The organism is Streptomyces kunmingensis, from assembly GCF_039533535.1.
Taxonomy (GTDB): domain Bacteria; phylum Actinomycetota; class Actinomycetes; order Streptomycetales; family Streptomycetaceae; genus Streptomyces; species Streptomyces kunmingensis.
Map to the genome: position 1 here is coordinate 22289 of NZ_BAAATS010000026.1, position 24793 is coordinate 47081.

Sequence of the window (24793 nt, forward strand, 5' to 3'; positions counted from 1 at the left end):
TTACGCACGGTCGTTCAGTATGTGGCGGAGTTTGTCGGCCAGGGAACCGGACGGGTCCAGGCCCCGCGCACGGAACCAGGCGTCGACCAGGCGCTCCAGCCGGTCGGCCGTCAGGACACCGTCGTCCGAGGCGGGCAGACCGTCCAAGCCCGGTGTATCCAGCGGACCCAGGGCCCTCAGCGCGTCCAGGACATCCTCCAGGACGTCCCGGTGATCCGCCGACCACTCGGCCACCGCTGGATCGGCCGGGCCGGCCGGTTCGTCCCGCTCCCCGCCGGCCGGCCAACCCGCCGTCTCCGCCGCGTGCTCGTCGGGGAACTTGCCGTCGACGGCCACGTGCTCCCGCAGCTCCGCCTCGGTCAGCGGGGCGATATTCCGGTAACGGCCCCAGTTGCCGACGTAGTCGAGGTCGGCCGGCACCGCCTCACCGCTCTGCCTCAGCCGGTCGAGGACCAGCTGGGAGCCCCGCATGATCTCGTCCAGGGAGTGGTGCCTCGCTTGCAGCATCTCGGCCATCAGCGCGAGGCGCACCAGACCCAGGTCGATGTCAAGGCCCCACGCGTCGCGCATCTTCGCGGCCTGCGACATCAGCCGGTGGGACGAGCCCGAGGTGCCGGCCAGGACCAGGCCGCCGTTCAGCTCGGCCTCGGACTGCGGACGGGTGTCCATGGCGATGGCGAAGCGGTTCGTTCCCGGGATCCACGGGACGCCGTCGTCCGGCATCAGGGCCCGCTCGGCCTCGCTCAGCGGCGGCGACAGGTCCTCGGGGCGCACCGGCGTCCGCAGCGTCCGTTCGGCCTCGGCCATGCGCGCCTGCTCCTCGGGCGTCCTGTCCGGCCGCCCGGTCAGCTCCTCGTAGGCCGTCATCTCTCGCGCCTGCGGCCTCGACGCCACGTACTCGGCGGTGATCACCTCGGGCATGGGGTCGGGGCTGCCGAGCAGGTCGGAGATCAGGCCGCCCCGCCGGTCCGATGACTGGCCGCCGATCCACAGCATGCCCATGCGTTCCCGCAGGTTGCCCGACTCCACCACCGCCAGGAGCCGGTCCCGGTCGGTGCCCACGGCGCCGTCGACGGTGCGGTCGTCCGAGCCCAGTTCCGGCCAGCGGCCCGCCCGCACGGCCCGCTCCCACAGCTCGCGCACCATCACGCCGAGCTGGGCGTTGGCCTCTTCGTGGCCGCCGAGATACCGGCCCAGCCGCTCCTCGAAGCGCACGGCCTCCTCCATGTAGCGGATGCGGGCCCGGCCCCACCCCGGCGCCTGCCGGGCCGTCGCCGTGCGCAGGACGGACACCGGCGCGGAGGACAGGGCGTCCGCCACCCGGCGCAGCCGCTCCTCGCTCGCGGCGGTGGTGTCGCCCGGCCCGTCCGGAAGTCCGGCGAGGTGGCGGTCCCCGTCCTGGACCAGGAGGGCGGTCGGTGCGCTCCGCGAGCGGTCACCGTGGAACGTCACCTCGCCGGCCGGGTCCGCCACGGCCACCGTCACACCGAGCCCGCGTACCACCGCCGCCACGAGCGGTGCCATCGGCACGGTCCCGCCCTCGGCCCCATAGGAGGAGTCGGCGATCAGCAACCGGAGATGCTGGGCCGGGCTCAGGGAGACCCGCGAGGCCGGGAACCGGTCGCCGAGAAGCATCGCCTCCGTGCGCTGGGCGGTCCCGAGCCGTACCCCGATCCTGTCCAGGAGCCGCAGCGGAATGTTCCGGCTCGCGTCGAGCGGCTCCACCGGCACGTCGGACACGTCGTCGTCGGTGAGGGAACCGTCCAGCCAGCCGCGGAAGTCGTCGGCCGTCTCGATGCCCGCCTGTCCCAGGGCGTCGGCCGCCACGTACCGGAGGGCGAACAGCAGGGTGTCGACGCTCCGGTCGCCCTCACCCGGCGACTCGTGGAGGGCGAAGACGGTGCCGTCGAGCTCGGCGGCGTACGGGCCGGTGCGCCGGTAGCCGTCGACGGGCGCGGGAACCTGCGGGGCCACGACGGTGTTCTCGTCGTTCGCCGGTGCCGGATCCGTGTCCGCGTCGTCGCTGGCGCTGGCGTTGGCGTCGTCGTTGGCGTCGGTGAGTTTCACGATCCGCGGCTGCGGCTCGCCCTCGGCGTTGTGGTAGGCCGGATGCGGGTAGGCGGGCGCCTCCCGGAACTCGTAGTCGGCGAACGGCCGCCCGGTGTTGGGCTCCGTCTCGATCTCGCGGACGACCACGTTCAGGGCCATGCCCGGCGCGTAGAGCACCTCGTCCTCTTCGAGCCACGCCGAGAACGGCGTCACCACACGTGCGGTGGAGTGGTCCACGAACCCCCGCATCGGGTGCCGGTCCTGAGCGTCGCCGATCTCACCGGCGTCGCCCCGCGTGTAGCCGATAGCCGTCGCCGGGTCCTCGGTGGTGCTGCGGAACCGCGGCATGTACAGCGTGTCCGCGGTGAGGAGCGGCGAGTTCCCCGGGAACTCGTCCAGACGTCCCGGCAGCCAGCCGCCCCACCACACCTGTCCGTTCAGCGGCGGCAGGATCTCCAGTGCCTCGGCAGCCATGCCGACGTGCGCGGCCAGGTCGTCGTACACCCCGTCGGCGACCCGGTACACCTGGCGGCGCACCTCGGCGACGGCCGGGCCGGTCGCCCCCGGGCCCAGGTTCCGCAACGCGTCGATCGCGTCGAGGAGGTCCTGGTCGGCGATCAACAGCTCCGGCAGGAGCGTGTCGTCGTTCGTGGCGTCCTCCCGCGCGTACCGCCACACCTGCTGCCTGATCATCCAGCGGCCGACGGCCTCACCGAAGCGGCCACCGGTGACATAGGTCTTGAAGAGCGCGTGGTCCTCGCCGGTGTAGAGGAACAGCGCGGTCAGATGGCCGGGGCTCAGGGCGCGCAGAGCCGCCACGCCGCGGTCCTCGAACCGCCGCAGCCACGCGGTGGCCGCCTCGACCCGTTCCTGCTGGGACTCGTCGTCCAGCGAGGCTCCGGTCAGTGCCGCACTCAGCGCCGCGCCGATGTCCTGGGGGACGGCGAGGTCGTACCTGGAGACGAAGCGCGTCCTGTTGTCGTAGACGTGGTGGTGCGGCAGGGTCGGGCCGATGCCGAAGGCGGGCCCGGCCCACTGGTGCAGCCGCGCACCGTCGCGGGCGACCGCGGCGCGCTCCGCCTCGGTTCCCAGGCCCGCCAGGTGCGAGACGCGCAGCACCTCGTGCAGGGAATGGGTGTCCGTCAGGATCGACCAGGACAGCAGCGCCTTGCGGAAGGCCATCAGCTCGGACCTGCTCGCCCCGATCGCCCCGTACGCCTGCAACAGCCACAGGGCCGGGCCCACCGTCCCGCCGACGTGGCGGAACCCACGTGTGTCGTGCGCGGTCCGGTACGCCCCCTGCCGGGGACCCCGCGGCCTGGGCGCGCGCGGCGAGCGGAGCCAGCCGGGCAGGGTGTGCCGCAGGGTGACGGGGCCCTGGCCGCCGTACGCCGCGTGGGCGAACGCCCGCATCAGGTCGAGCGCGGACGGCCCGGACGCCAGGAACCGGCGCACCGCGTCCGGCTGCCCCAGCCACCGCTCGGCCTGCGGCCCCTGGAAGAAGGCGGCGTCCGCGGCGGACGCGCCGTGCCGCTGCGCCAGTACGTGGTGGAGCCGGGCGACGGCCCTCATGACGCCCTGGACGGCCTCCGGGTCGGTGGCCAGCTTCCGCGCCAGGGTCTGCTCGAACTGGAAGCTGAGTTGTCGCCACTCCCGTTCCCGGTACAGCGGGGCGAAGCGTACGGCGTCGGGCGAACCGGCGACCCGCCATCCGGGCACCGACCAGGGCGGGCCGGTACGCGCGGGCGGTCCCGCCGCCACGAGGGAGGGGGCGGGCTCGGCCAGGCTCCGGTCCGTGCCGGCCCGGAACCGCGGGCGGACGCGCAGCCAGCCCGTGGCGCCCCCGTCGGCGGACTCCAGGAGCTGGATCTCGGCCGTCGGACCACCCTCCTCGTCCTCACCGGGCGTGACCGCCGTCCGGCCGGTGTTGAGATACACGTCCAGGCCGGTGAAGTCGGCGATTCCCTGGGCCCGTTCGACGGCGCGCCGCAGGCTGTCGTCCTGTCCCTGGGGCGCGGTGGCGGCCTCGGTGGCGGCGCGGGGTCCGGTGGCGGGGCGGGTCTCGGTGTCGCAGGCGAGGATCGTGATGCTGGTGAAGCCCGCCGCGGGCAGGTCCTGGCCCAGGACGTGCCCCACCATCTCGCTGTCCGCGCCGACGGGCATGTCGTTCCGACCGGCGACGGCGTAGCCGCCCTCCCGGCCGTGGGACGTCCAGAAGAACGTGCCGGATTCTCCCGTGGCGGGCAGCGGACGCCGCACGGCCACGTGTTCCCCGGCGGGGCCGCGGCTCCACTCGGTGTAGTGCGTGGCCTTGGGCAGGTGGCCGTAGAAGGGCTCGCGCAGCGCCCAGTCGCGCCGGGTGAAGGACGCCTTCCCGACCGTCCGGCCGTCCTCACGGATCTCCTGGACGGCGATCGCTTCCGCGGAGGGCGCGGTCTCGTGGCCTGCCCACGGGGTGTTCCAGTAATCGGACCTCGGATACGCGCCGACCGGTGCGTCGAAGCGGTCGTCGTCACCGAGGCGGGAATCGGCGTCCGAACCGGCGTCGGAGTACCCGTCGCTGTCCGAGGCGTCGGCATCGGACAGGTCGGAGTCGGAGCGATCGAGGTCGAACAGGGCATCCACCGAGTCCTCGAACGCGGCCGGGGTGTAGGGCAGCGGGTCGGCCTGGGACGCCGTGGGGAGGCCGTCGGGCAGCGGAGTCGCCTCCTCGGCCACCTCGCTCAGCATCGGAGGGCGCAGGCGGGTTTCGACGAGCCGCCGGCTGACGACGTCGAACCTCATGCCCGGCGGATACAGCGCCTCGCCTTCCGACAGATGCTTGAGGAAGGGCGTGCCGTCACGCGCCGTCGAGTTCCTGACCTCGATCAGCTTGCGGTGCGTACGCGCGGGAACGGCCTTGTCGCCCAGGGCGAAGTCGGTCGCCTCCTCGATCTTCAGCGACGTGCTGCGGAAGAACGGTACGTCGATCGTCCCGGCGCCGTACACGGGACCGTTCTCGGCCGGCGCGTCCAGGGGCCCGGGCGCCCCCCGCTCGCCCCACCAGACGGTCCGCCCGACGGACGGCAGGATCTCCAGCGCCTCGATGGCCATGTCGATGTGCAGCTTCAGCTCGTCGTGCAGCCGGTCGCCCATCATGTCCACGCGGCGCCGCAGCCGGGCCAGCTCCGGGCTCGGCGTGTCGAGATCGGGCAGTTCGGACAGTTCCTCGTACAGATCCGTGAACTCGGGCTGGCTGACCAGGGTGAGCGGCGGCATCTCCAGCTCCTCCTCGCGCGCCGACTCGAGGAGGTAACGCCAGGCGTGGAAGCGCACCAGATGGCGGCTGAGGCCCTGGCCCAGCCGTTCGCCGTTGAGCACCGCCTTCATCAGCCGGTAGTCGTACGAGCTGTAGAGGTACAGGGCCGTGATGTGGGCCGGGGTGAGCCGGCTGAGCGCGTCGGCGCCCCGGTCGCCGTACCTCTCCATCCACTCGGCCATGACCTGGAGCCTGCGGGACGAGCCGGGCGGCAGTTCGCCGCTGAGCACCGCGTCGGCCATCGTGACGAGGGCGTCCGGCACGTCCATCGTCCTTGTGAGCTCGAACGGGAACGTCATGCGCTGCTGGTAGAGGTCCTGGTGCGGGGGGAGCAGGGCGTCGAGCGTGTCCCTGTCGATTCCGGGGCTGACCAGCCCGCTCTCGAGGAAGTGGCGCACCGCCCAGGTGTGCAGCGAGGCACCGTCCCGCATGGCGGCGGCGCGCTCGTCCGCGGCGCCCATCCCGATCAGGTGGGAGGCACGCAGGATCTCGGACAGCGACTGCAGGTCGTACGGAACCAGCCAGGTGACCAGAGCGGCCCGGAACAGCGGCAGCGAAGTGGCCGGCAGGCCGAGCGCGGTGGCCATCCGCAGCAGGCGCAGCGCGGGGCCGCGCTCACCGCCCACCCGGCGGAAGCCCCGGCTGTCGAAGACGGCGCGGTAGGCGCTGTCCGCGTCGACCCGCTCGTCGCCGGAGAGGGCCTCCTCGATCCGGCGGGGCAGTCCCGGGCCGGCGTAGGCGGCGCGGAGGAGGGCCCGCATCAGCCCGTCGAGCACTTCCGGCTCGGGGGGCGCGTCGAGCAGCTCCGCCAACGCGGCGGCCGGGTCCTCCGGCATCGCGTCCGGGTCGAAGAACGCGCGCACCGCCCGCTCTTCCCCGTTGCGCCCGGCGAGCTGCTCGTACACCCCGCGCACCACCAGTGCGACCGCCTCGGTGGGTTCGGGTGCGTAGCTCAGCGCCTCGGCGAGGTTGTCCTCCCAATCGACGGCGGCCTGCCGCCACGCACGCTCCCGGTAGAGGCCCGTGAAGCGCGGCGTGTCCGGGGCTCCGGCCGGCCGCCAGGAGGACACCGACCAGGGCGCTCCCTCGGCCGCGTCGATGTTTTCGAGCTGCTCCGGGGTGGCGTCCCGCACGGTTCCCGTGACGTTGAACTGCTCGGCGGACGGATAGCCGAACGCGGTGCGCCGCCCGGTTCCCGCGCCCGGGGCCGGTACACGGGGGCCCGACCAGTTGTCCGGATACTCCGTCACCCAGGCCGTGGCCCGCCCGTCGGCGTTCTCCAGCAGGTGCGGCGACGCGTCGGACACCGCCGAGCGCCCCACCGGCAGATGGACCGGCAGTCCCGCTCCGTTCGCCAACCGCCTGGCCCGCGCCCGCGCCTCCGCCTCGCTGTCCGGCACCTCACCGGGACCGCACGCGAGCACCGTCACACTGCGGAAGCCACGCCCTCGCGCCGACCGCAGCAGCCGTCCCGCGTACGAGCCGTCGTCCCGCCGCACGCCACCGTCCTCGGTGACCAGCGCGAGCCCTTCGGCCCCACCGTGCGACGCGAAGAAGAACGTGCCGTCGGCCGTGCCGCCGCCCGGCAGCGCCTGCTCCGTCGCGACCGGTCGGCCCGCGCCGTCACGCTCCCACGAGACGAAGCCCGTCGCACGGTCCAGCCGGCCGTACCCCTCCTGTCGCGCAGCCCAGTCCGCGTCGTCGAACGAGGCCACGCCGATGCGCTCGCCGTCCTTCCCGTGGATCGGGCGCAGCACCGGCTCGGGCCGCTCCCCGCCCTCGGCGCCGGCGGTCTGCGGACCGATGCCGAACAGCCCGTCCGGGGAGACGAGTGCGGGGGCCCGCCGAGCAGCGCCGGAAGCGTCCTGACGCGGTGTCGCCTCCCGGGCGTCGATGGACTCGTACGACGCCGTCGAAACGCCGCCCGGGACGATCGTCCGGGTGGAGATGTCGAAAGAGGCGCCCGGCGGATACAGGACCTCCGTCTCCAGCGGCGAGACCACGAACGGGCTGACCTCGCGCGCCGTCGAGCGCGCCACGCGCACCAGCCCGCGATGCGAGTCCCCGGGAGTGCCCTTGCTCCGGTGCATGAAGCCGTGTGCTGAATCCTGCCGCAGCGCCGTGCTCCGGAAGAACGGCATCGTGATCCGGTCCCGGCCGTACACCGGACCGTCCGTCGACGGCGCGTCCAGCGGGCCCGGCAGCCCCCGGTCGCCCCACCAGACGTCCTCGTTCACCGGGGGCAGGATCTCCAGCGCCTCGATCGCCATGTCGACGTGCAGCGACAGCTCCTCGTACACCGCGTCGGCCATCGCGTCCAGGCGGCGCCGCAGACCGGCCACCTCGGGGGTCGGTTCCTGGAGGTCGTCCGCGTCCCACAGCGCGTCGTACAGGTCGACGAAGCCGTCCCGCTCGCGGAACGTCATGGGAAGCAGGTCCCAGGCGCCGACCTCGGCCATCTTCGAGATCATCGCCCAGGCGTTGAGGCGCACCAGGCGACGGCCCATCCCCGCGCCGAACCGCTCGCCGTTGAGGAACGCCTTCATCAGCCGGTAGTCGGCACCGCTGTAGAGGTGCAGGGCCGTCAGGTGCGCCGGGTCCAGCCGCTCCAGTGCCTGCCTGCCCGCGTCGCCGTAGCGGTCCAGCCACGCGTGGAGCACCCGGCTCCGGTCCGTGTCGGCCGGCAGGGTCCCGGCGAGCGCGGCGTCGACCAGGGCCACCAGGCCCTCGGGCAGATCGAGCTTGCTGCGGGTGTTGTCCCGGCCGAACCTCATCCGCTCGGCGTACAGCGCGCGGTGCGGCGGGACGAACCGCGCGGCGGAGGGGTCGCCCGGGGCGGTCCGGGGCGTGCCGGACGTCCTGACCGAGTCCGCCACCCAGGCGTGGAGTCCGGCGCCGTCGCGCAGCGCGAGGTCGCGTTCCGCGTCGGTTCCCAGGCCGAGTCGGTGGGAGGCGCGCAGGATCTCGTGGAGCGACTGCAGGTCGGCCGGGATCGCCCAGGCGACGAGCGCGTCGCGCAGCGCGAGCAGTTCGGCGGGTGACGCGCCGAGCGCCGCGTAGGTGCGCAACAGCCGGAGCGCGGGCCCGTGCTCGCCGCCCACCCGGCGAAGTCCCCGGCTGTCGTGCACTTCGCGGTACGCGCTGCCCGCCGTGTACCGCCCACGGCGGCCGGCCGGACGGGCCAGGGCCTCGGCCGCCTCGCGCGGCAGCCCCGGACCCGCGTACGAGGCGTACGCGAACGCGGTCATCAGCTCGTCGACGGCGAGCGGTCCCGGGGGCAGCGTACCCAGCCGCTCCAGCTCCGCGGCCGGGTCCGCCGGGTTCGCGTCCGGTGCGAAGAAAGCGCGCTGGGCCGCGTCCTCACCGTGGCGGGCGGCGAGTTCGTCGTACATACGGGACACCGCGTCGCGAACGGTCTCGGTGAGCCCGTCGGTCCGGCCCGTGTGCTCGGCGAACGCGAGCTCCAAGTCGGCACTGCGACGCCGCCACGCACGGTCGCGGTACATGCTCGCGAACCGCACCGCGCCGGGTGATCCGGCGGGCCGCCAGGACGGCACCGCCCAGCCCGGAGTGTCGTCGGAGCCGGTCCCGGTGCCCGTGGGACCGGCGCTGTCGTCGGCGGTGCCCGCCTCCGGGGTGTCCGCCTGACCTGCCGGGGACACGGGAGTCGCGTTGATCTGGACGGGGGCCGGATAGGCGAGGGCGGAGCGCTCGCCCCGCTCGACGGAACCGGTGCCGTCGCGGCCGATGTCCTCCGGGCCTGCGCCCTTCCGGCCGGCGTCGACCGAGCCGGCGTCAGGAGAGGTTCCGGGCGCGAAGTGGAACGTCCCGACGCCTGAGTCGTGCCGGGTCAGCGGTGCCGGCCAGGACGTGGGGGCGGCGGCCGTGGTGACGGCTCCGGAGGAGGAGGACGGCAGGACCGGCCGGGCCTTCCAGACGGTCGTCCTCCACTGCCCCAGCTTCTTCTCGCGAAGGGTCGTGATGCGCAGCGGGTCGAACGGGCCTTCCTCGAGCACGTCGAGCGGCCCGGTGTAGGCCCAGGCGTTCCGGCCGGTGCGGTCGGAGAACGCCTGCGGCCGCCTCCCTCCGTCGGCCCCGAACTCGGGCATCGGGAAGACGACCGGGGTGCCGACGCTCACCTCGGTCACCAACGGGGCGAGGTCCAGAAGGGCCCAGAGCTCCTCGTCGGGTACGGGCATCGGAGGATGTCCGGGCAGGTGGATCACCACGGTGCCCCGGTCGGTCCCGGTCCAGATCACTCTTGTTCTGCCCGGTGACTCGTCCGACTTCCACTGTGCCGGGTGAGCCACGGTGCGGGTGTTTCCGCTGGGGCTGCCCTTCATCCGCGCGTACCACTGGTGCACGTCCACACCGTTCGGGGCCGGACGGCCACTCCAGTTGTAGCCGGTCGCCTCCTTGCCGTCGGTGAGGATCTCCTCGAAGGCACCCAGTTCCTTGAGGTGGTGGGCGGCCAGCGCGTGCCGGTCGGTGATGTCCAGGCCGCTCACGTGAGCCCGTGCCGCCAGGAGCGTCAGCTCCATGACCTGGTCTTCGCTCCACGGGTCCGTTGCCGCCACGTGGAGGACGCCGCGGCCCAGGTTCTCCTGGTCCGCGTCCGACGTCCGGAACAGGACCAGGTCGGCCGCGGCCACCGTGGCCCAGAAAGCCCGTGTGATGTCCTTCGGGCCCGCCTGCGTGACATCGGGCAGGTCCAGCATGTCCTGTACGAGGGTCAGTCCGTTGCCGCCCGAGAACTCGTCGAGGGCGTACCCCAGGGCGGTGTCCTGCACCATCTCGCCGAGCCGTGCGTCCGGCCGCGCGGTCACCTGGCCCCGGGCCGCGTCCAGGATCCCCAGGTAGGCGGACTGGTCCGGGGTGCCCCCGCCGATCCGCCGCGCGAGGAACGTCCACATCTCCATCCGGAACGGCGTGGCCGCCCGCAGGACCGGGTCGTTGACGCGCAGGGTCTCCAGCGCGCCGATGCCCTTCAGCACCCGCTCGTACCCGCCCCCCGGTACACCGCGGTCGTCCTCGACGGCGACGCCGAACGCCTCCCGCAGCGCACGCACCAGCCGCAGCGTGGCCGCACGGGTCTCCGGCGGCACGGCACCCGGACCGCGGTGCAGCTCCGCGTCCCGCGCCAGCTGGTCCAGCTCGTGATCCAGCGGCTCCGGGCGGACGCGGTCCACGCGACCGACCACACCTCCCGGAGTGTCCTCCACGACGAAGAAGTCTTCGTCGACGCCGGCGATCGAAGACTTCGCCTCGACGTCGAGCCGGCCGGCGTTGGCCGTGTGCTGCGCGAGCGACAGCCCTTCGTCGTCCAGGGGGTCCTCCACGCGGGGTACCGGACGGCCCTCCCACTGATCGCGGTCGGGGTCGCCGGCCGACAGGCCGAAGCATGCCTCCAGCCCGATCCGGTGACCGGGGGGCAGCTCCCTGACCTCGCGCAGCCCTCCGATGTACCGCCCGCCGTCGGCAGCGGACAGCCACACGGTGCTGCCGTCGCGCAGGACGAGTGACATGGCGCCCGGAGTCCCGTGGGCGTAGTACGCGTAGACCGCGCGGTCCGGGCTGAGCGTCTCGGAGCTGACGTGCTTGTCGCCCTGACCGGTGGCCACGTAGTGGAGGAGCCGCTTCTTGCGGAAGAAGGTCCGCAGCCGATTCTCGCGGACCGCCATGTCGTCGTCCATCGAGATGCGGCCGAACCGCTCGCGGCGATCGAAGACCAGGGGATGGGTGACCACGTCGCTGTCGCGGAACGGCGTGCCGTCGAGGGCGGTCCACTCGCGGTCCTCGAACGGCGCGGGCACCGCGGGCGCGTCGAACGGCACCCAGTCGCCGTGCCAGCCCTCGGTGTCCCGGACCATCATCGTCGGCACATGAGCACCCAGGTCGGTGTCGTACCGCAGCCGCCCGTCACCGCTGGGCGCCCACACCCGTCGGCCCAGCCGGAGGGCGACCGCGCGCATCAGCTCCATGTACTGCGACCCCGCGTACGGAATCGCCAGCACCACCGGCACGTGCGGCGGCAGCTTCGCCAGCTCCGGGTCGTGGGCCAGCTTCTCCGCGAACGCCTCGTGGCTCAGCCGCTGCCCGTCGAAGGCCCGGTCCCCTATCACGTACGCCTCGCCGCCCCACGGCGCGGACCGGTCCGGCTCCTCCACCTCCGGCTCGCCCAGCCCGCCCCGGACCACCCGCACACGGTCGATCCGCACCCGGTCGGTCACGGCCCCCGTCAGGTCGCGTCCGCGCACCGTGCCGGAGGCGTCCCGCACCAGGGCGTTCGGGTCCACGAACGGGTCCGTCGCCTGCGTGGTGGGAGCCGTGGGGCCGAAGACGGTCGAGTCGTCCCGGGTGGTGGCCCCGGAGGCGGTGGTCAGGGCTGTGGTGGTCTGGGCGGTGGTGAGCAGCCGGGTGGCGGTGATCCACGGGCCCGGGGCGTTGGTGGCCGGGTCGACGAGGGCGCGGATGCCGAGCGGGATCGAGGGGTCCGCGCTGGTCAGCGTCATCGGCGCACCGTAGCCGAAGCCCGGGCGCCCGGTGCGCTGGGAGAACCGCTGCACCAACTCCGGGCTCAGCGCCCCGTCGCCGGTGGTCAGGAACAGCACCGGTACGTCCAGGGGGACCGTGCGCAGCCCGGGAGACATGTCCAGCAACGCCAGGTACTCGTTCTCGGAGACGCGGACGGGGGCAAGGCCGGGCACGTGCAGCACGATGTTCCCGGCCCGGTCGGCCTCCACCACGTTCAGCATCGGCATCAAAACGCCCGGGCCGGTCCATTCCGGCTGGACCGGACGCATGGCAAGCCCGTCGGGGCCGGGCGTCATCTGCCGCACGTCGACCCAGTCGACCCCGGCCGGTGCGGCCGTCCCGGACCAGTTGACGCCCTGGATGTTCGAGCCCTGCGTCAGCATCGCCGCCTGTTCGAAAGCACCACTCTCCTTCAGGTGATAAGCGGCCAGCAGATCCCGGTCGGAGACGTCCAGGCCCTCCGCGATCGCCTTGGCCGTCAGCGCCCACAAGCCTTCCTGCCACAACCGGTTCCAGGCGACCGTCGCGTCGAGGTGCAGGACCCGGCGGCCCATCGCTTCCCGCTCCGCGGACGACAGCGAGCCGAAGATCTGCGCGGCACGGACCATGGCCCAGAAGGTGGACGCCACGTGCCGGGGGGTGAACGTCGCCGGGGCGGGCAGCGACTGCACGAGACGGGTCACCTGCTCGCCCTGCCGGGCCAGCTGATGGAGCGTGATCTGGACAGCGGGCGACGGCACCGCCTTCGTCAGCTTCGCACCCGGATCGGCCGCGACCCGGGCCGCCGCGAAGTCGAGCAGGGACAGATACCCGGCGGGGTCCGGGGCCCGGCCGGTGTGCGCCTGGACGAAGAAGTCGAACATGTCCAGGCGGAACGGTGCGAGGTGACCGATGTCCGTGTCGTTCGCCCGCATCCGCTCCAGCGCGCCGATGCCCTTCAGCACCCGCTCGTACCGGCCCCCCGGCACACCCCGGTCGTCCTCGATCTCAAGACCGAACGCCGAGCGGAGCCCACGCACGAGCCGCAGCATGGTCTCCCGCGTCTCGGGGGACACCGCACCCGGGCCACGGTGCAGCCCCGCGTCCCGCGCCAACTGGTCCAGCTCGTGGTCCAGCGGCTCGGGGCGGCGCCGGACCCGGCGTCCGAACACACCGTTCGCCGCGCCCACGACCACCCGGGCGGTGTCGTCCAGACCGGTGTGCCTGGTGCTGCCTTCTCCTTCCCGCCGGCTGTAGTTGGACACGAGCTGGTCGAGCGGAACATCGCCCAGTGGATCGTCGACGTGAGGCGCCGGAGCGTACACGGGCTGGTCCCGCAGCGGATCGCCGTCCGAAGCACTCCAGCAGACCTCCAGATTCATCCGGTGCCCCGGCGGCAGTTCCCGCACCTCGGGCAGCCCGGAGATGTAGCGCGCGGCATCCTCCTTGCCCAGCGTCACAGTCCGGCCGTCACGGAGGGGAAGATGCATCCTGCCCGGCTCACCATGGGCGGCGAAGACGTACACGGCCGGATCCGGAGCGATCTCCTCGGTACTCGCCGTATAGCGCCCGTCACCGGCCGGCAGCCTGTGCAGGAGCCGGCTCATCCGGCGGTACTTCCGGAAACGCCGCTCCCGCCGACGCGGCCCGTCCTCCCGCGCGACGGCCAACCGGCCGAGCCACTCATGGTTGTCGTCCATCAGCGCACGGGTGAGCACGTCGCTGTCGCGGAACGTCGTCCCGTCCAGGGCCGCCCACTCACGGTCCGCATACGGCCCGGTCGCCGCCGACGACGGAGACACCGGCACCCACGCGCCGACCGCCGCGTCCGGGGCACGGTCCATCAACACCAGCACGTGCCCGTTCCCGGACCCGTCGGGAACCAGCCGCCCCTCGCCGCTCGGGCCCCACACGGTCCGGCCGAGCCGGTCGGCCACCGCCCGCAACACCGCCTGGTACTGCTCCCCCGCGAACGGAATGGCCAGCACGACGGGGACGTCCTTCGGCAGCTTCGCCAGCACCGGGTCGGCCGCCAGCGCGTCAGCGACCGCCTCGGCGCCCAGCACCCGGCCGTCCGGCAGCCGCACCCGCCCGTTCTCGCCCTCGGCCGCCACGACATACGCGGTGCCCGGCCACGGCGCATCGTCCTCCGACACGATCACCGGCGACTGGCCGGGCCGGGTCTCGATGACCCGTATCTTGCCCGGCAGCACCCGGCTCACGGACTTGCCCGTCCAGGTACGACCCTGCGCACGCCCCGGCGGCCCCGACATCAGGGTCCGCGGCGACAACATCGGATCGTTCACACCCGTGAAACTCCCCGACACCGCCGCAGGCTCCGGCAGGTTCACCGGAGGAGCCACCGCGGGCACGGCCGCCCCCGGCGGCGGCGCGAACAAGGACATCTCCGCGTCCCGCGCCGTCCCGCCACCGAACGCCTGCCCGGCGACAGGCCCGTCCCAGGCCCGCACGCTCTGATGACTCGGGACGATCGAGAACCGGGACAGCTCCAGGTCCATACCCACCGAACCGGCCGCCGAGACCAGCAAGAACTGCAGAGCCACCGGCAACGGAGGCTCCTGCTGCCCATTGGCGGCGAAATACGAACCGATCGCGAAGCGCAGGTCGCCCCACGTCAACGGGGACCGGACACCGTGGGCCACCCGGGTCCGCTCCAGCGCCCAGAAACCCCGCAACAGCGCCTCGAACGCCGCCGTGTCGTTCTCCAGCAACGGACCGTAGACCAGCCGGACCGCCCGCACCCACCGCAACACATCCGGACCACGACCCCGCTCACCCGTCACCCGCTCGGCAAGCCGCCCCAGCATCGCCGTCGACGGCTCAGGACGGAAACCGACCCACCAGTCACCCTCCGCCAACTGCCACCGCGGCCCCACCACCCCGTCACCAGGAACCAGCACCGGCTCGATCCCACTACCGGTCCCCCACACCCACCGGTCCAGACCGTTCGACAACACCTGACCCGCCAACGGGAACTCCAACGGATCAGCCGCCGACGGACCCGCCAGATCAGCACCCGCCACCACCGCCGCCGTCTCCGGAGACGCCGCCGTCAGATGACCATCCACCGCGAACAGGAAATCCACGACCCGCGCATAGTCGACAATGGCATCACTGCCGTCCGACAACGCCAACGCGGCGACATTCGCGTCACCACGCAGCCCGACCACATGCGCCTTGCCGAACGGCAGCGGCTGCGCCGGGCTCTCCAACGGCACCGGCCCCCGCCGCACCTGAGTGAACCCGGACACCTCGGGCAGCAGGCCGTACGCATGCCGCCACGCGTCCTGCCAGTCCTGAACCGGACGCGACGACACACCCACCGGCGCCCCGACCGCGCCCCGGTGCCCGACCGTCAGCACCCGGTCCAGCAGAACCCGCGACCCGTCCACCGCGACGAGCTCGGCGTCCCACTTCACGATCGGCGGCGTCTGCGCGGGATCGGCCAGCACGCGGAGGGCGTTCCGCGCCGCCTCGATCATGGTCCGGAGCTTCGGCTGGTGCGTCGGAGGAGCGGTGCCGAGAAGGCCGACCGCCTCCTCGACGGCCGTCCGAAGCGCCTGGTGCACGGAGTCGGGCAGCGGGGTTCCCAGAGCATAGGCGCCCAGCGCACCGGCGACCCGCTGGCTGTCGCCCACGGACATCAGCCGCCGGGACCCGCCGCCGCCGGCCTGCGGCAGGCCCACCAGCAGGACCATGTGCACGAAGGCCGCGAGGCCGTGGACCACCTTGTTGTCCAGGATCCGCACGATGGATTCACGGAGGACGCCCTCCGGCAGCGGAGCCGGGAACCTCTGCGCCCGCTGGTACGCCTCCCGGCTCAGCCGCGACAGCTCGGCCACGGCCCGCCGGATCTCCTGGGGCGTCAACAACACATCGTCGTAGGCGAAGTGCCGCAGCTCCGCGAGGACCAGTGGAATCTCCAACCGGCCGTCATCGGTGTCCAGGGCCGGGAACCGGTCGTCGTCCATGTCGACCATCTGCTTCTGCGTGACGACCTTGCCCTCGGACGTCCGTCCCGTCAGCACGGAGGTCACATGCTCACGGGCAGAGGGCACCTCGCCGATGGTCGCGTCGAAGAAGCCCGGGAAGAAGGGCTTGTCCGGCGTGATGGCCTTGCGATAGAGCTCCAGCAACTTGGCGAGCACACCGGCGAGATTTCCGCTGATGCCGTCGTGGTGCTCGTTGAGGAAGTCCCGGGTGCGGGGCCGCAGAGCCCGCAGGACACGGTCCAGCGCGGGCCGGGACGCCACCGCCAAGGCGTTCTTGGCCATGAACGGAGACGGGGCCTGGTTGAGGATCGTGCCGACCGGCCTGGCCACCGTATGGGCGTAGCTGTACCGCAGGTAGCCCCACATGTCGTCGATGTCCGGGATGGCCGAGAGGAAGGGAACGGCCACCTCGGCCACGTTGGCCCGGCGGGTGAAGTCGCGCACGAACCCCGCGACGACCTTCATCCCGAATTCCCGGCCCGACAAGTCCATTGCCCCGAAGGGGCCTTCCGGCAGCCGGTCCGCCGCCACGTCCATGAGCGCACTCAGGCCGAGGGCGGGGAGCCCAGGAGTGGGCTGCACATAGGCACGGTCCGTTCCGACCGGAACCGGGCCGACCTCGGTCTTGTCCCCCAGGTCGGTGGTCTCCCAGTCGTCCCCGGCGGGGAGAAGACCGGCGAGAGATGTCCGCGCGGCGTTCTGGGGCTCATTCCTGGCATCCAGCGCCCGCGTCAGCCTCTCCAGCCGAGCCAGCGTCTGCTCCGGGTCCTGCCTGCGCTCACCCGGGAGTACCGCCATCGGCTCGACGACGATCTCACCGATGAGGTACGAGGTGTGGACCGGCTGCGGCTCTCCCTCTTCCAGCTTGGGATACGTCTGGTGCAGCCGTCCGTCGGCGGTCCGCCAGAGCCCGGCGTGATCAGTCACGATCTTGAAACCGGGAGCCTTGGCCAGCACCTGCTTCGAGGGAACGTGTGGCATCCCCTCGATGACGAATATCTGGCGCTTCTCGACCTCCAGGCCGAGGGCACCGTACGTACTCCGCATCGGCGCGTCGAGCACCGCGTACGCGGCGGAGGTCGACTGCGCGAACGCGGGCAACGCGCCGTCCACGACGTCCCGCCGGTCCGGGTCGATCGCCTGCCCGGCGGGGTCGATGACCACGGCCTGTGCGTCGGACGCCGCGACCTTCGGCGGGACCTCGGACACCCGGCCTTCGGCACCGGCCGAGACATCGACCCACACCACACCATCGGCACCGCCGAGGTGGTACGCCGCCCACGCGTGCCCCGGCAACTCACCCTGCCGCCGCGCCAGAACCAACGCAGACGCGCCCGGACCCGCCGCCGCGACCGCGCCCGCCACCGCGGCCCACGACCGCACCCCACGCCAACCCGGGCCCCTCACCAGCGACGACGCGGCAGACCGCTGGTCGATCACCGCATCGTCGACCGTGGCCGCCGGACGCACACCCTTCGGGTACAGCTCGTCCCGCAAGCCCCGCAGCAGCACCAGACACCGCTCGACCGACAACCCCCGCACCGGCCCCCGACCGGCCACGCCGTGCACCCGACGCGTCAGCTCCTCCCGGCTCAGGACCAGCGGCCCCGAGCCCTCCGGCCCGGTGAGGGTCCTCGGCACGGTCGGCGCCGGGGAGGAGAACACCGCCTCGCCGTACGGGGCCGTGAACAGGACGCTGGAGTTGAGCCCCTGCAACCACGCCTTGCGCCACACCCCCGGCTGCCCGGTGCCCGCCTCCGGCAGACCGATCAGACGCAACGGACCGGACGAAGCCCCCGGGGCCGTCATCAGCGGCCCGCTGTAGGCCCAGCCATTACGGGCCGTCCGGTTGGAGAACGCCTCCGACCACACCATCGAACGACCTGTGCCACTGCCCGGACCCGACGCCACGAACACCAGCGGGACACCCAGCGGCATCACACGCAGCAACGGCGCCAGGTCCAGCAGCGCCAGCAACTCCTTGTCCGTCACCCGGAACGGCCGCATCCCCGGCAGGTGCAGGACCGGGAAACCAGCGGCATCGGTGTCCGTCCACACCACCATCGCCTCACCGGGCTCACCCTCACCCGCCCACGGCGCAGCGAACTGCTTACGCGACGCCGTATCACCGTCCCGGTCCTGCGTGCCGACCACCCGCAGGTCCACACCGTCCGGGGCCGGTGTGCCGCTCCAGTTGTAACCCCGGGCGTTCCCACCCTCCTGCAGAAGGTGTGCCGGTCCGAACGCGCCCTTGGACGCCAGATGGAAAGCGGACAGCGTGAAATAGTCCGCCGGGTCCAGCCCGGCCGCGATCGCCTGGGCCGTCAGGATCCACAGCTCCTGCTTCCGCGGCGGCGTCCACTGCTCGTCCGGGAACATATGAAGCACCCGACGCCCCAGCTTCTCCGTGAACGCCGCGTCCATGGTGCCCATCTGCCGCGCCGCACCAGCCACCGCCCAGAACGCCCACGTCACCGCCTTCTTCGTCACCGGCGAGTCCGCACCCGGCTGCCTCAGCACACTGCGCACCAGGCCCGCACCCATCTGCGTCACCTGCTTCAACGCATGCTGGATGAACAGATCCGGCATGTCCTCACCGAGCCGGGCCCCCGGGTTCTGCGTCAGCGTCTGAGCGGCAATATCCAGAACGGCGCGGTAATTTTCCGGAGTGGGGACCTTCTTGCCTCCCACACGCTGCGCCATGAAGCTCCACAGCTCCATCCGGAACGGCGTGAACCTGCCCAACGCCAGGTCATTGGCACGCATCGTCTCCATCGCGCCAATGCCCTTGAGCAACTGCCCGTACAGGCCAGGATCCTTCTCGACCTCCGGACCGAACACGATCCGCAACGCCCGCACCAACCGCAGCATCGTCGCCCGAACCTCCGGCGACGCCGCACCCTCACTCGTGTGCAGCCCCGCGTCCCGGGCCAACGCTTCCAGCTCATGCGGCAAGGGCTCAGGGACCGCGTTCCTACGACGCCCGGCCACCCCACCCGGTGTGTCGATCAGGATCCGCGCATCGACATCAAAACCACTGCTCATCAGCGACCCGTCGGTCTCCCGACGGCTCTCGTTCGCCGCATGCTGAGCCAGCGACACCTCCTCCAGCGGGTCATGGACCGCCGGCGCCGGCCGGTTGTCCAACTGCGGCGCCAACGGACTGCCCGCCGCATCACTGAAGCACACCTCCAGCCCCAGCCGATGCCCCTGCGGCAGCTCGGCCACCTCCGGCAGCCCACCGATATACCGGCCACCGTCCGCCGCACTCAGCCACACCGTCCGGCCATCCTTCAAAGCCAGCTGCAGACCACCCGGCAGACCATGAGCGACATACGTGTACACCGCCGGATCCGGAGTCCTCACCTCCTCACTCACCAACGCCGTCCGCCCACCCGACGGCATCAAATGCACCAACTTCTTCGCATGCAGATACGACCGCAGCTTCTCCTCACGGTCCCGCACACCATCCGCATGCGACATCTGCCCGAACCGCTCATGCCGATCCGAAACCAACGGCCGGGAATCCACATCACTGTCCCGGAACGTCGTCCCGTCCAACGCCCTCCACACACGATCCACATGCGGCCCAGACAGCTTCGTCGGCCGGAACGGCACCCACGACCCCAGCGGACGCTCCGGACCATGGTCGATCAACGCCGGAACATGCTCACGCTTCTTGTTCCGCACCAGACGACCATCACCACTGGCCGCCCACACCGGCCGCCCCAACCGATTCGCGACCGCCCGCAAAAACTCCAGATTCCGCTCATTCGCCAGATACGGCACCACCAGAACAACCGGCATGTCCCCCGGCAGCTTCGCCAACTCCGGGTCAGCCGCCAGCTCCGCCGCGAACTCCTCAGCACCCACCACACGCCCATCCGGGAAACGCACACCACCCGGATCGTTCTCACCCCACACCGCATACGCCGCATCGCCCCACGGCGCATCCACATCCGCCCCCGCAACCTCCCTCAACGAAGAAGACCCCGACACCTCCTCGAAAACACGCACCCGCCCCAACCGCACATGACGCACCTTCTCGCCCGTCAAATTACGCCCACGCGGCGCACCCGACGGACTCACCATCAACGACTCCGCCGACCACGGAACACCCGACGAAGACTCTCCCGCCTCACCGATCCGCAACCCCCCGACATCCGGCAACTGCCCCGACGAGGCGGGACCTGTCGAGTCGGCGAGGACCAACTCGTCCATCCCTGCCTCGATGGCGGAGGTGCCGGAGGTGGCCTGCTGCCGGGTGGCCTTGGTCCAGTCGCCGGGGGCGTTGGTGTCCTGCTCCGGGAGGGCGACGATGGTGAGCGGGGCCGACGGATCGGCGGCGGTCAGTTCGAGGGGCCCGCCGTAGCTGAAGGCGGGGCGGCCGGTGCGCTGGGAGAACCGCTGCACCAGCTCCGGACTCAGGACACCGGGGCCGGAGGTCAGGAAGAGGACGGGAGTGTCCAGGGGCGTGGTGCGCAGCGCCGGGTCGAGGCCGAGCAGCGCGAGGAACTCGTCCTCCGACACCGGGAGAGGGTTGCGGCCGGGCAGGTGCAGGACGATGTCGCCGTCCTCGTCCACCTCGACCAGGTTCAGGAGGGGATCGGGCAGCTTCGGTCCGACCCATTCCGGCACGACCTGCCGGGTGGTGGTGGTTCCGTCCGGCCCCCGCGTCACCTGATGCACGCTGCGCCAGTTGACGCCCTCGGGCGCGGGCGTGTCGCTCCAGTAGACGCCTTGGACCTTCTGCCCCTGCCACAGCAGAGCGGCCGGGTCGAACGCACCGGTCAGCTTCAGGTGGTAGGCGGCCAGCAGATCGCGGTCGGTGACGTCCAGACCCTCGGCGAGGGCCTTGGCGGTGAGGGCCCAGAGGGTCTTCTGCTGCGACAGGTCCCACGTGTCCGTGTCGTCCAGGTGGAGCACACCACGGCCGTGGGCTTCCCGCTGCGCCGGCGGTATCTCGTTGAACAGCGTCTTCGCGGCCCGGACCACAGCCCAGAGGGTGGACGCCACCTGCCGCGAGCTCGGCGTCGCCCCGGGGGCCAGCCCCTGCACCGTACGCAATACGGCCTCGCCCGACGTGGCGAGCTCGTTGAGGGCCACCCTCACCGCCGGGGCCGGCACCTCCGTGCCGAGTTGCGCGGCGGGATCCGCGGCCAAGCGGTCCCGGGCGAAGTCGAGGAGCGACTCGTACGCGGCCGTGTCCGGGGTCCTCCCACTGTGCTGCCGCGCGTAGAAGGCCACCATGTCCCGCCGCAGCGGGGTGACTCCGCTCAGCGCCGCATCGTTCGCACGCAACGTCTCCAGCGCGCCGATGCCCCGGACCAGCCGCTCGTACCGGCCCCCCGGCACACCCCGGTCCCCCTCGACCTCATGACCGAAGAGGTCACGCAACCCCCGCACCAGACGCAGCACGGTCGCCCGCGTCCCCGCCGACGCCGGACCCGTCCCTGTGTGCAGCCCCGCTTCACGCGCCAGCCCGTCCAGCTCATGCGCGAGCGGCTCGGGCAGGTGCGTGACGCGACGCCCGCTCTCCCCGGTGGCCGGGTCGAACAGCACTCGATCCTTGGACGTCATGCCGGTCTGGACGGTGGCGGAAGTGGTCTCCCGCCTGCTCTCGTTCGCGGCGTACTGCCCGAGCGGGACATCACCCCACGGGTCGTCGATGTGAGGTGGCGGCGCGGTCCGGGGCTGGTCCTGATGCGGGTCGCCGTCCGACGCGCTGTAGCAGATCTCCAGGCCCAGCTTGTGCCCCGGAGGCAACTGCCGCACCTCACGCAGCCCCGCGATGAAACGCGCCGCGTCCTGCTTGCCCAGCCACACCTTCCGGCCGTCGCGGAGGGCGAGCGTCACCCGGCCCGGCTTCCCGTGTGCGGCGAAGCTGTAGACCGCCGGATCAGCGGTCAGGTCCTCGATCTCACCTTCCTGAAGTTCGGAACCAGCAGGAACCTTGTGCACGAGTCGCAGCATGTTGCGGAACTTCCTGAACCGCTGCTCGAACTCCCGCAGGTGATCGCCCGCGCCGTCCTCGATCGAGATCTGGCCGTACCGCTCGTGGTCCTCGGAGACCATGGGCCGCAGATCGACGTCGCTGTCCCGGAACTTGGTCCCGTCCAGCGATGTCCAATCACGGTCCTCGGACGGCAGCGTCGTGCCCAGGGGCTCGTACGGCACCCAGAGACCGATCGCCTTCGTCGCGTCACGGTCGACCAGCACCGGAAGATGCGCGTTCCCCGACCCGTCACCGACCAGACGCCCCTCACCACTGGGACCCACCACCGGCCGCCCCAGCAGGTTCGCCAGCACCTGCAGATCCAGGGTCCGCTGCGCGAACGGCACGGCCAGCAGCACCGGCACGTTCTTCGGCAGCTTCGCCAGCTCCGGGTCGGCCCCCAGCACCTCGGCCAGCGTCTCCGTGTCCAGCACCCGGTCGTCGGGCAGCCGCAACCCGCCGGGATCGCCGTTCGCCGCGACGACGTACGTCTCCTCCGGCCACGGCGCGTCCTCCTCCGACGCGATCTTCGCCAGCGTGTTGGGCCGGGTCTCGATCACACGCACCCGCCCCGGCAGCACCCGCTTCACCGGCTTGCCCGTCCAGTTCCGCCCCTGCCGCGCACCCGAAGGACCCGCGATCACCGTCTGCGGCGACAACATCGGATCCGACGCACCGGTGAACGTCCCGGACGCGGTCGGGGGCGCGGGTGCCGGAGCAGGCACGGAGGGGGGAGCAGGCGCGGGCGCGGGTGTCGGCGCGGGAGCCGTGGACGAGGCGCCGGGGACGGATGTGTTCGGCGGTATCCGGGTGGCCTTGGTCCAGCGGCCCGGGGCCTGGGTGGCCGGGTCCGGGAGGGCGACGATGGCGAGCGGGGCCGACGGATCGGCGGCGGTCAGTTCGAGGGGCCCGCTGTAGCCGTATGCGGGGCGGCCGGTGCGCTGGGAGAACCGCTGCACCAGCTCCGGGCTCAGGACACCGGGGCCGGAGGTCAGGAAGAGGACGGGAGTGTCCAGGGGCCTGGTGCGCAGCGGCGGGTCCAGGCTCAGCAGTTCCAGGAACTCGTTTTCGGAGACTTCGATCGGCGGCCCGCCGGGCAGGTGCAGCGCGATGTTCCCGGCCTGGTCCACGTGGACCACCTTCAGGATGGGGTCGGGCAGCCCCGGTTTCGCCCATTCCGGCACGACCTGCCGGGTGGTGGTCGTCCCGTCCGGCTCCCGCGTCACCTGGTCGACGCTGTGCCAGTCGATGCCCTCGGGCGCGGGCGTGTCGCCCCAGTTGGCGCCCTGAGCCACCTTCCCCTGCATCAGCAGTTTGTCCTTGACGAACGCGAATCCCTTCAGGTGGTAGGCGGCCAGCAGGTCGCGGTCGGTGACGTCCAGACCCTCCGCGATCGCCTTCGCGGCCAGGGCCCAGATCTTCTTCTGCTTCGCCAGGTCCCACGGGTCCGTGTCAGCCAGGTGCAGCACGCTGCGGCCGTGTGCCTCCCGCTCCGCCGGCGGTATGTCGTGGAACAGCATCTGCGCGGACCGGACCGTCGCCCACATGGTGGACGCCACCTGCTGCGGACTCGGCTGCACCCCGGGCGCCAGCCCCTGAACAGAACGCAACACGGCCTCGCCATACGTGGCGAGCTCACCAAGAACCATGGTCAGAGCCGGGGACGGCAGCTCCGTACTGAGCTCCGCGTCCGGGTTCGCGGCCAAGCGGTCCCGGGCGAAGTCGAGGAGCGACTCGTACGTGGCCGTGTCCGGGGTCCTCCCACTGTGCTGCCGCGCGTAGAAGGCCACCATGTCCCGCCGCAGCGGGGTGACTCCGCTCAGCGCCGCATCGTTCGCACGCAACGTCTCCAGCGCGCCGATGCCCCGGACCAGCCGCTCGTACCGGCCCCCCGGCACACCCCGGTCCCCCTCGACCTCATGACCGAAGAGGTCACGCAACCCCCGCACCAGACGCAGCACGGTCGCCCGCGTCTCCGCCGACGCCGGACCCGTCCCTGTGTGCAGACCCGCGTCACGCGCCAGCCCGTCCAGCTCCTGCGCGAGCGGCTCGGGCCGGAACCTGACAACGCGTCCCCTCATCCCACTCGCCGAGGCATACAGCACCCGGCTGCTGTTCGTCAGACCCGTCCGTCCCGTGGCCGCGTCGGTGTCCCGCCTGCTCTCGTTGGCGGTGTACTGACCGAACGGGACGTCACCCCACGGGTCGTCGACGTGGGGTGGCGGCGCGGTCGAGGGATGGTTCCGGCGCGGACTGCCGTCCGACGCGCTGTAACAGACCTCCAGGCCCAGCTTGTACCCCGGAGGCAACTGCCGCACCTCACGCAGCCCCGCGATGAAACGCGCCGCGTCCTGCTTGCCCAACCGCACCTTCCGGCCGTCGCGGAGGGCGAACGAGATCCAACCGGGCTGCGCGTGGGCGGCGAAGATGTAGATCGCCGGTTCAGGGGTGACCCGCTCGAACTCGGCGTCCTGGTCGCCGGTACCCGACGGCACCGTGTGCAGGATCCGCCGCATGTCGAGATACGACTTGAACTGCTGCTCCGACCTCCGCAGGCTCTCGCCGTCCTTCCCGGAGATCTGGCCGAACCGCTCGTGGTCCTCCGAGACCAGGGGCCGCAGATCCACGTCGCTGTCCCGGAACGCGATGCCGTCCAGCGACGTCCACTCCCGGTCCACGAACGGCAGCGTGGTGCCCAGGGGCTCGTACGGCACCCAGAGACCGATCGCCTTGTCCGCCGCACGGTCGAACAGCGCCGGAAGATGCGCGTTCCCCGACCCGTCACCGACCAGACGCCCCTCACCACTGGGACCCACCACCGGCCGCCCCAGCAGATTCGCCAACGTCTGCAGATCCAGGGTCCGCTGTGCGAACGGCACGGCCAGCAGCACCGGCACGTTCTTCGGCAGCTTCGCCAGCTCCGGG

At 72.0% G+C, this 24793-nt stretch carries 1 protein-coding gene (only partly in view); it reads right to left on the minus strand.

The window, feature by feature from the left end; translation table 11 throughout:
- Positions 1–24793, minus strand: partial view of a lonely Cys domain-containing protein gene (locus ABD366_RS28370; RefSeq protein ID WP_344442711.1) — the 3' portion only. It continues 12077 nt past the right edge of the window; the window shows 24793 of its 36870 coding nt (coding positions 12078–36870); its start codon lies beyond the right edge, outside the window — the gene reads right to left on this strand; its stop codon occupies positions 1–3.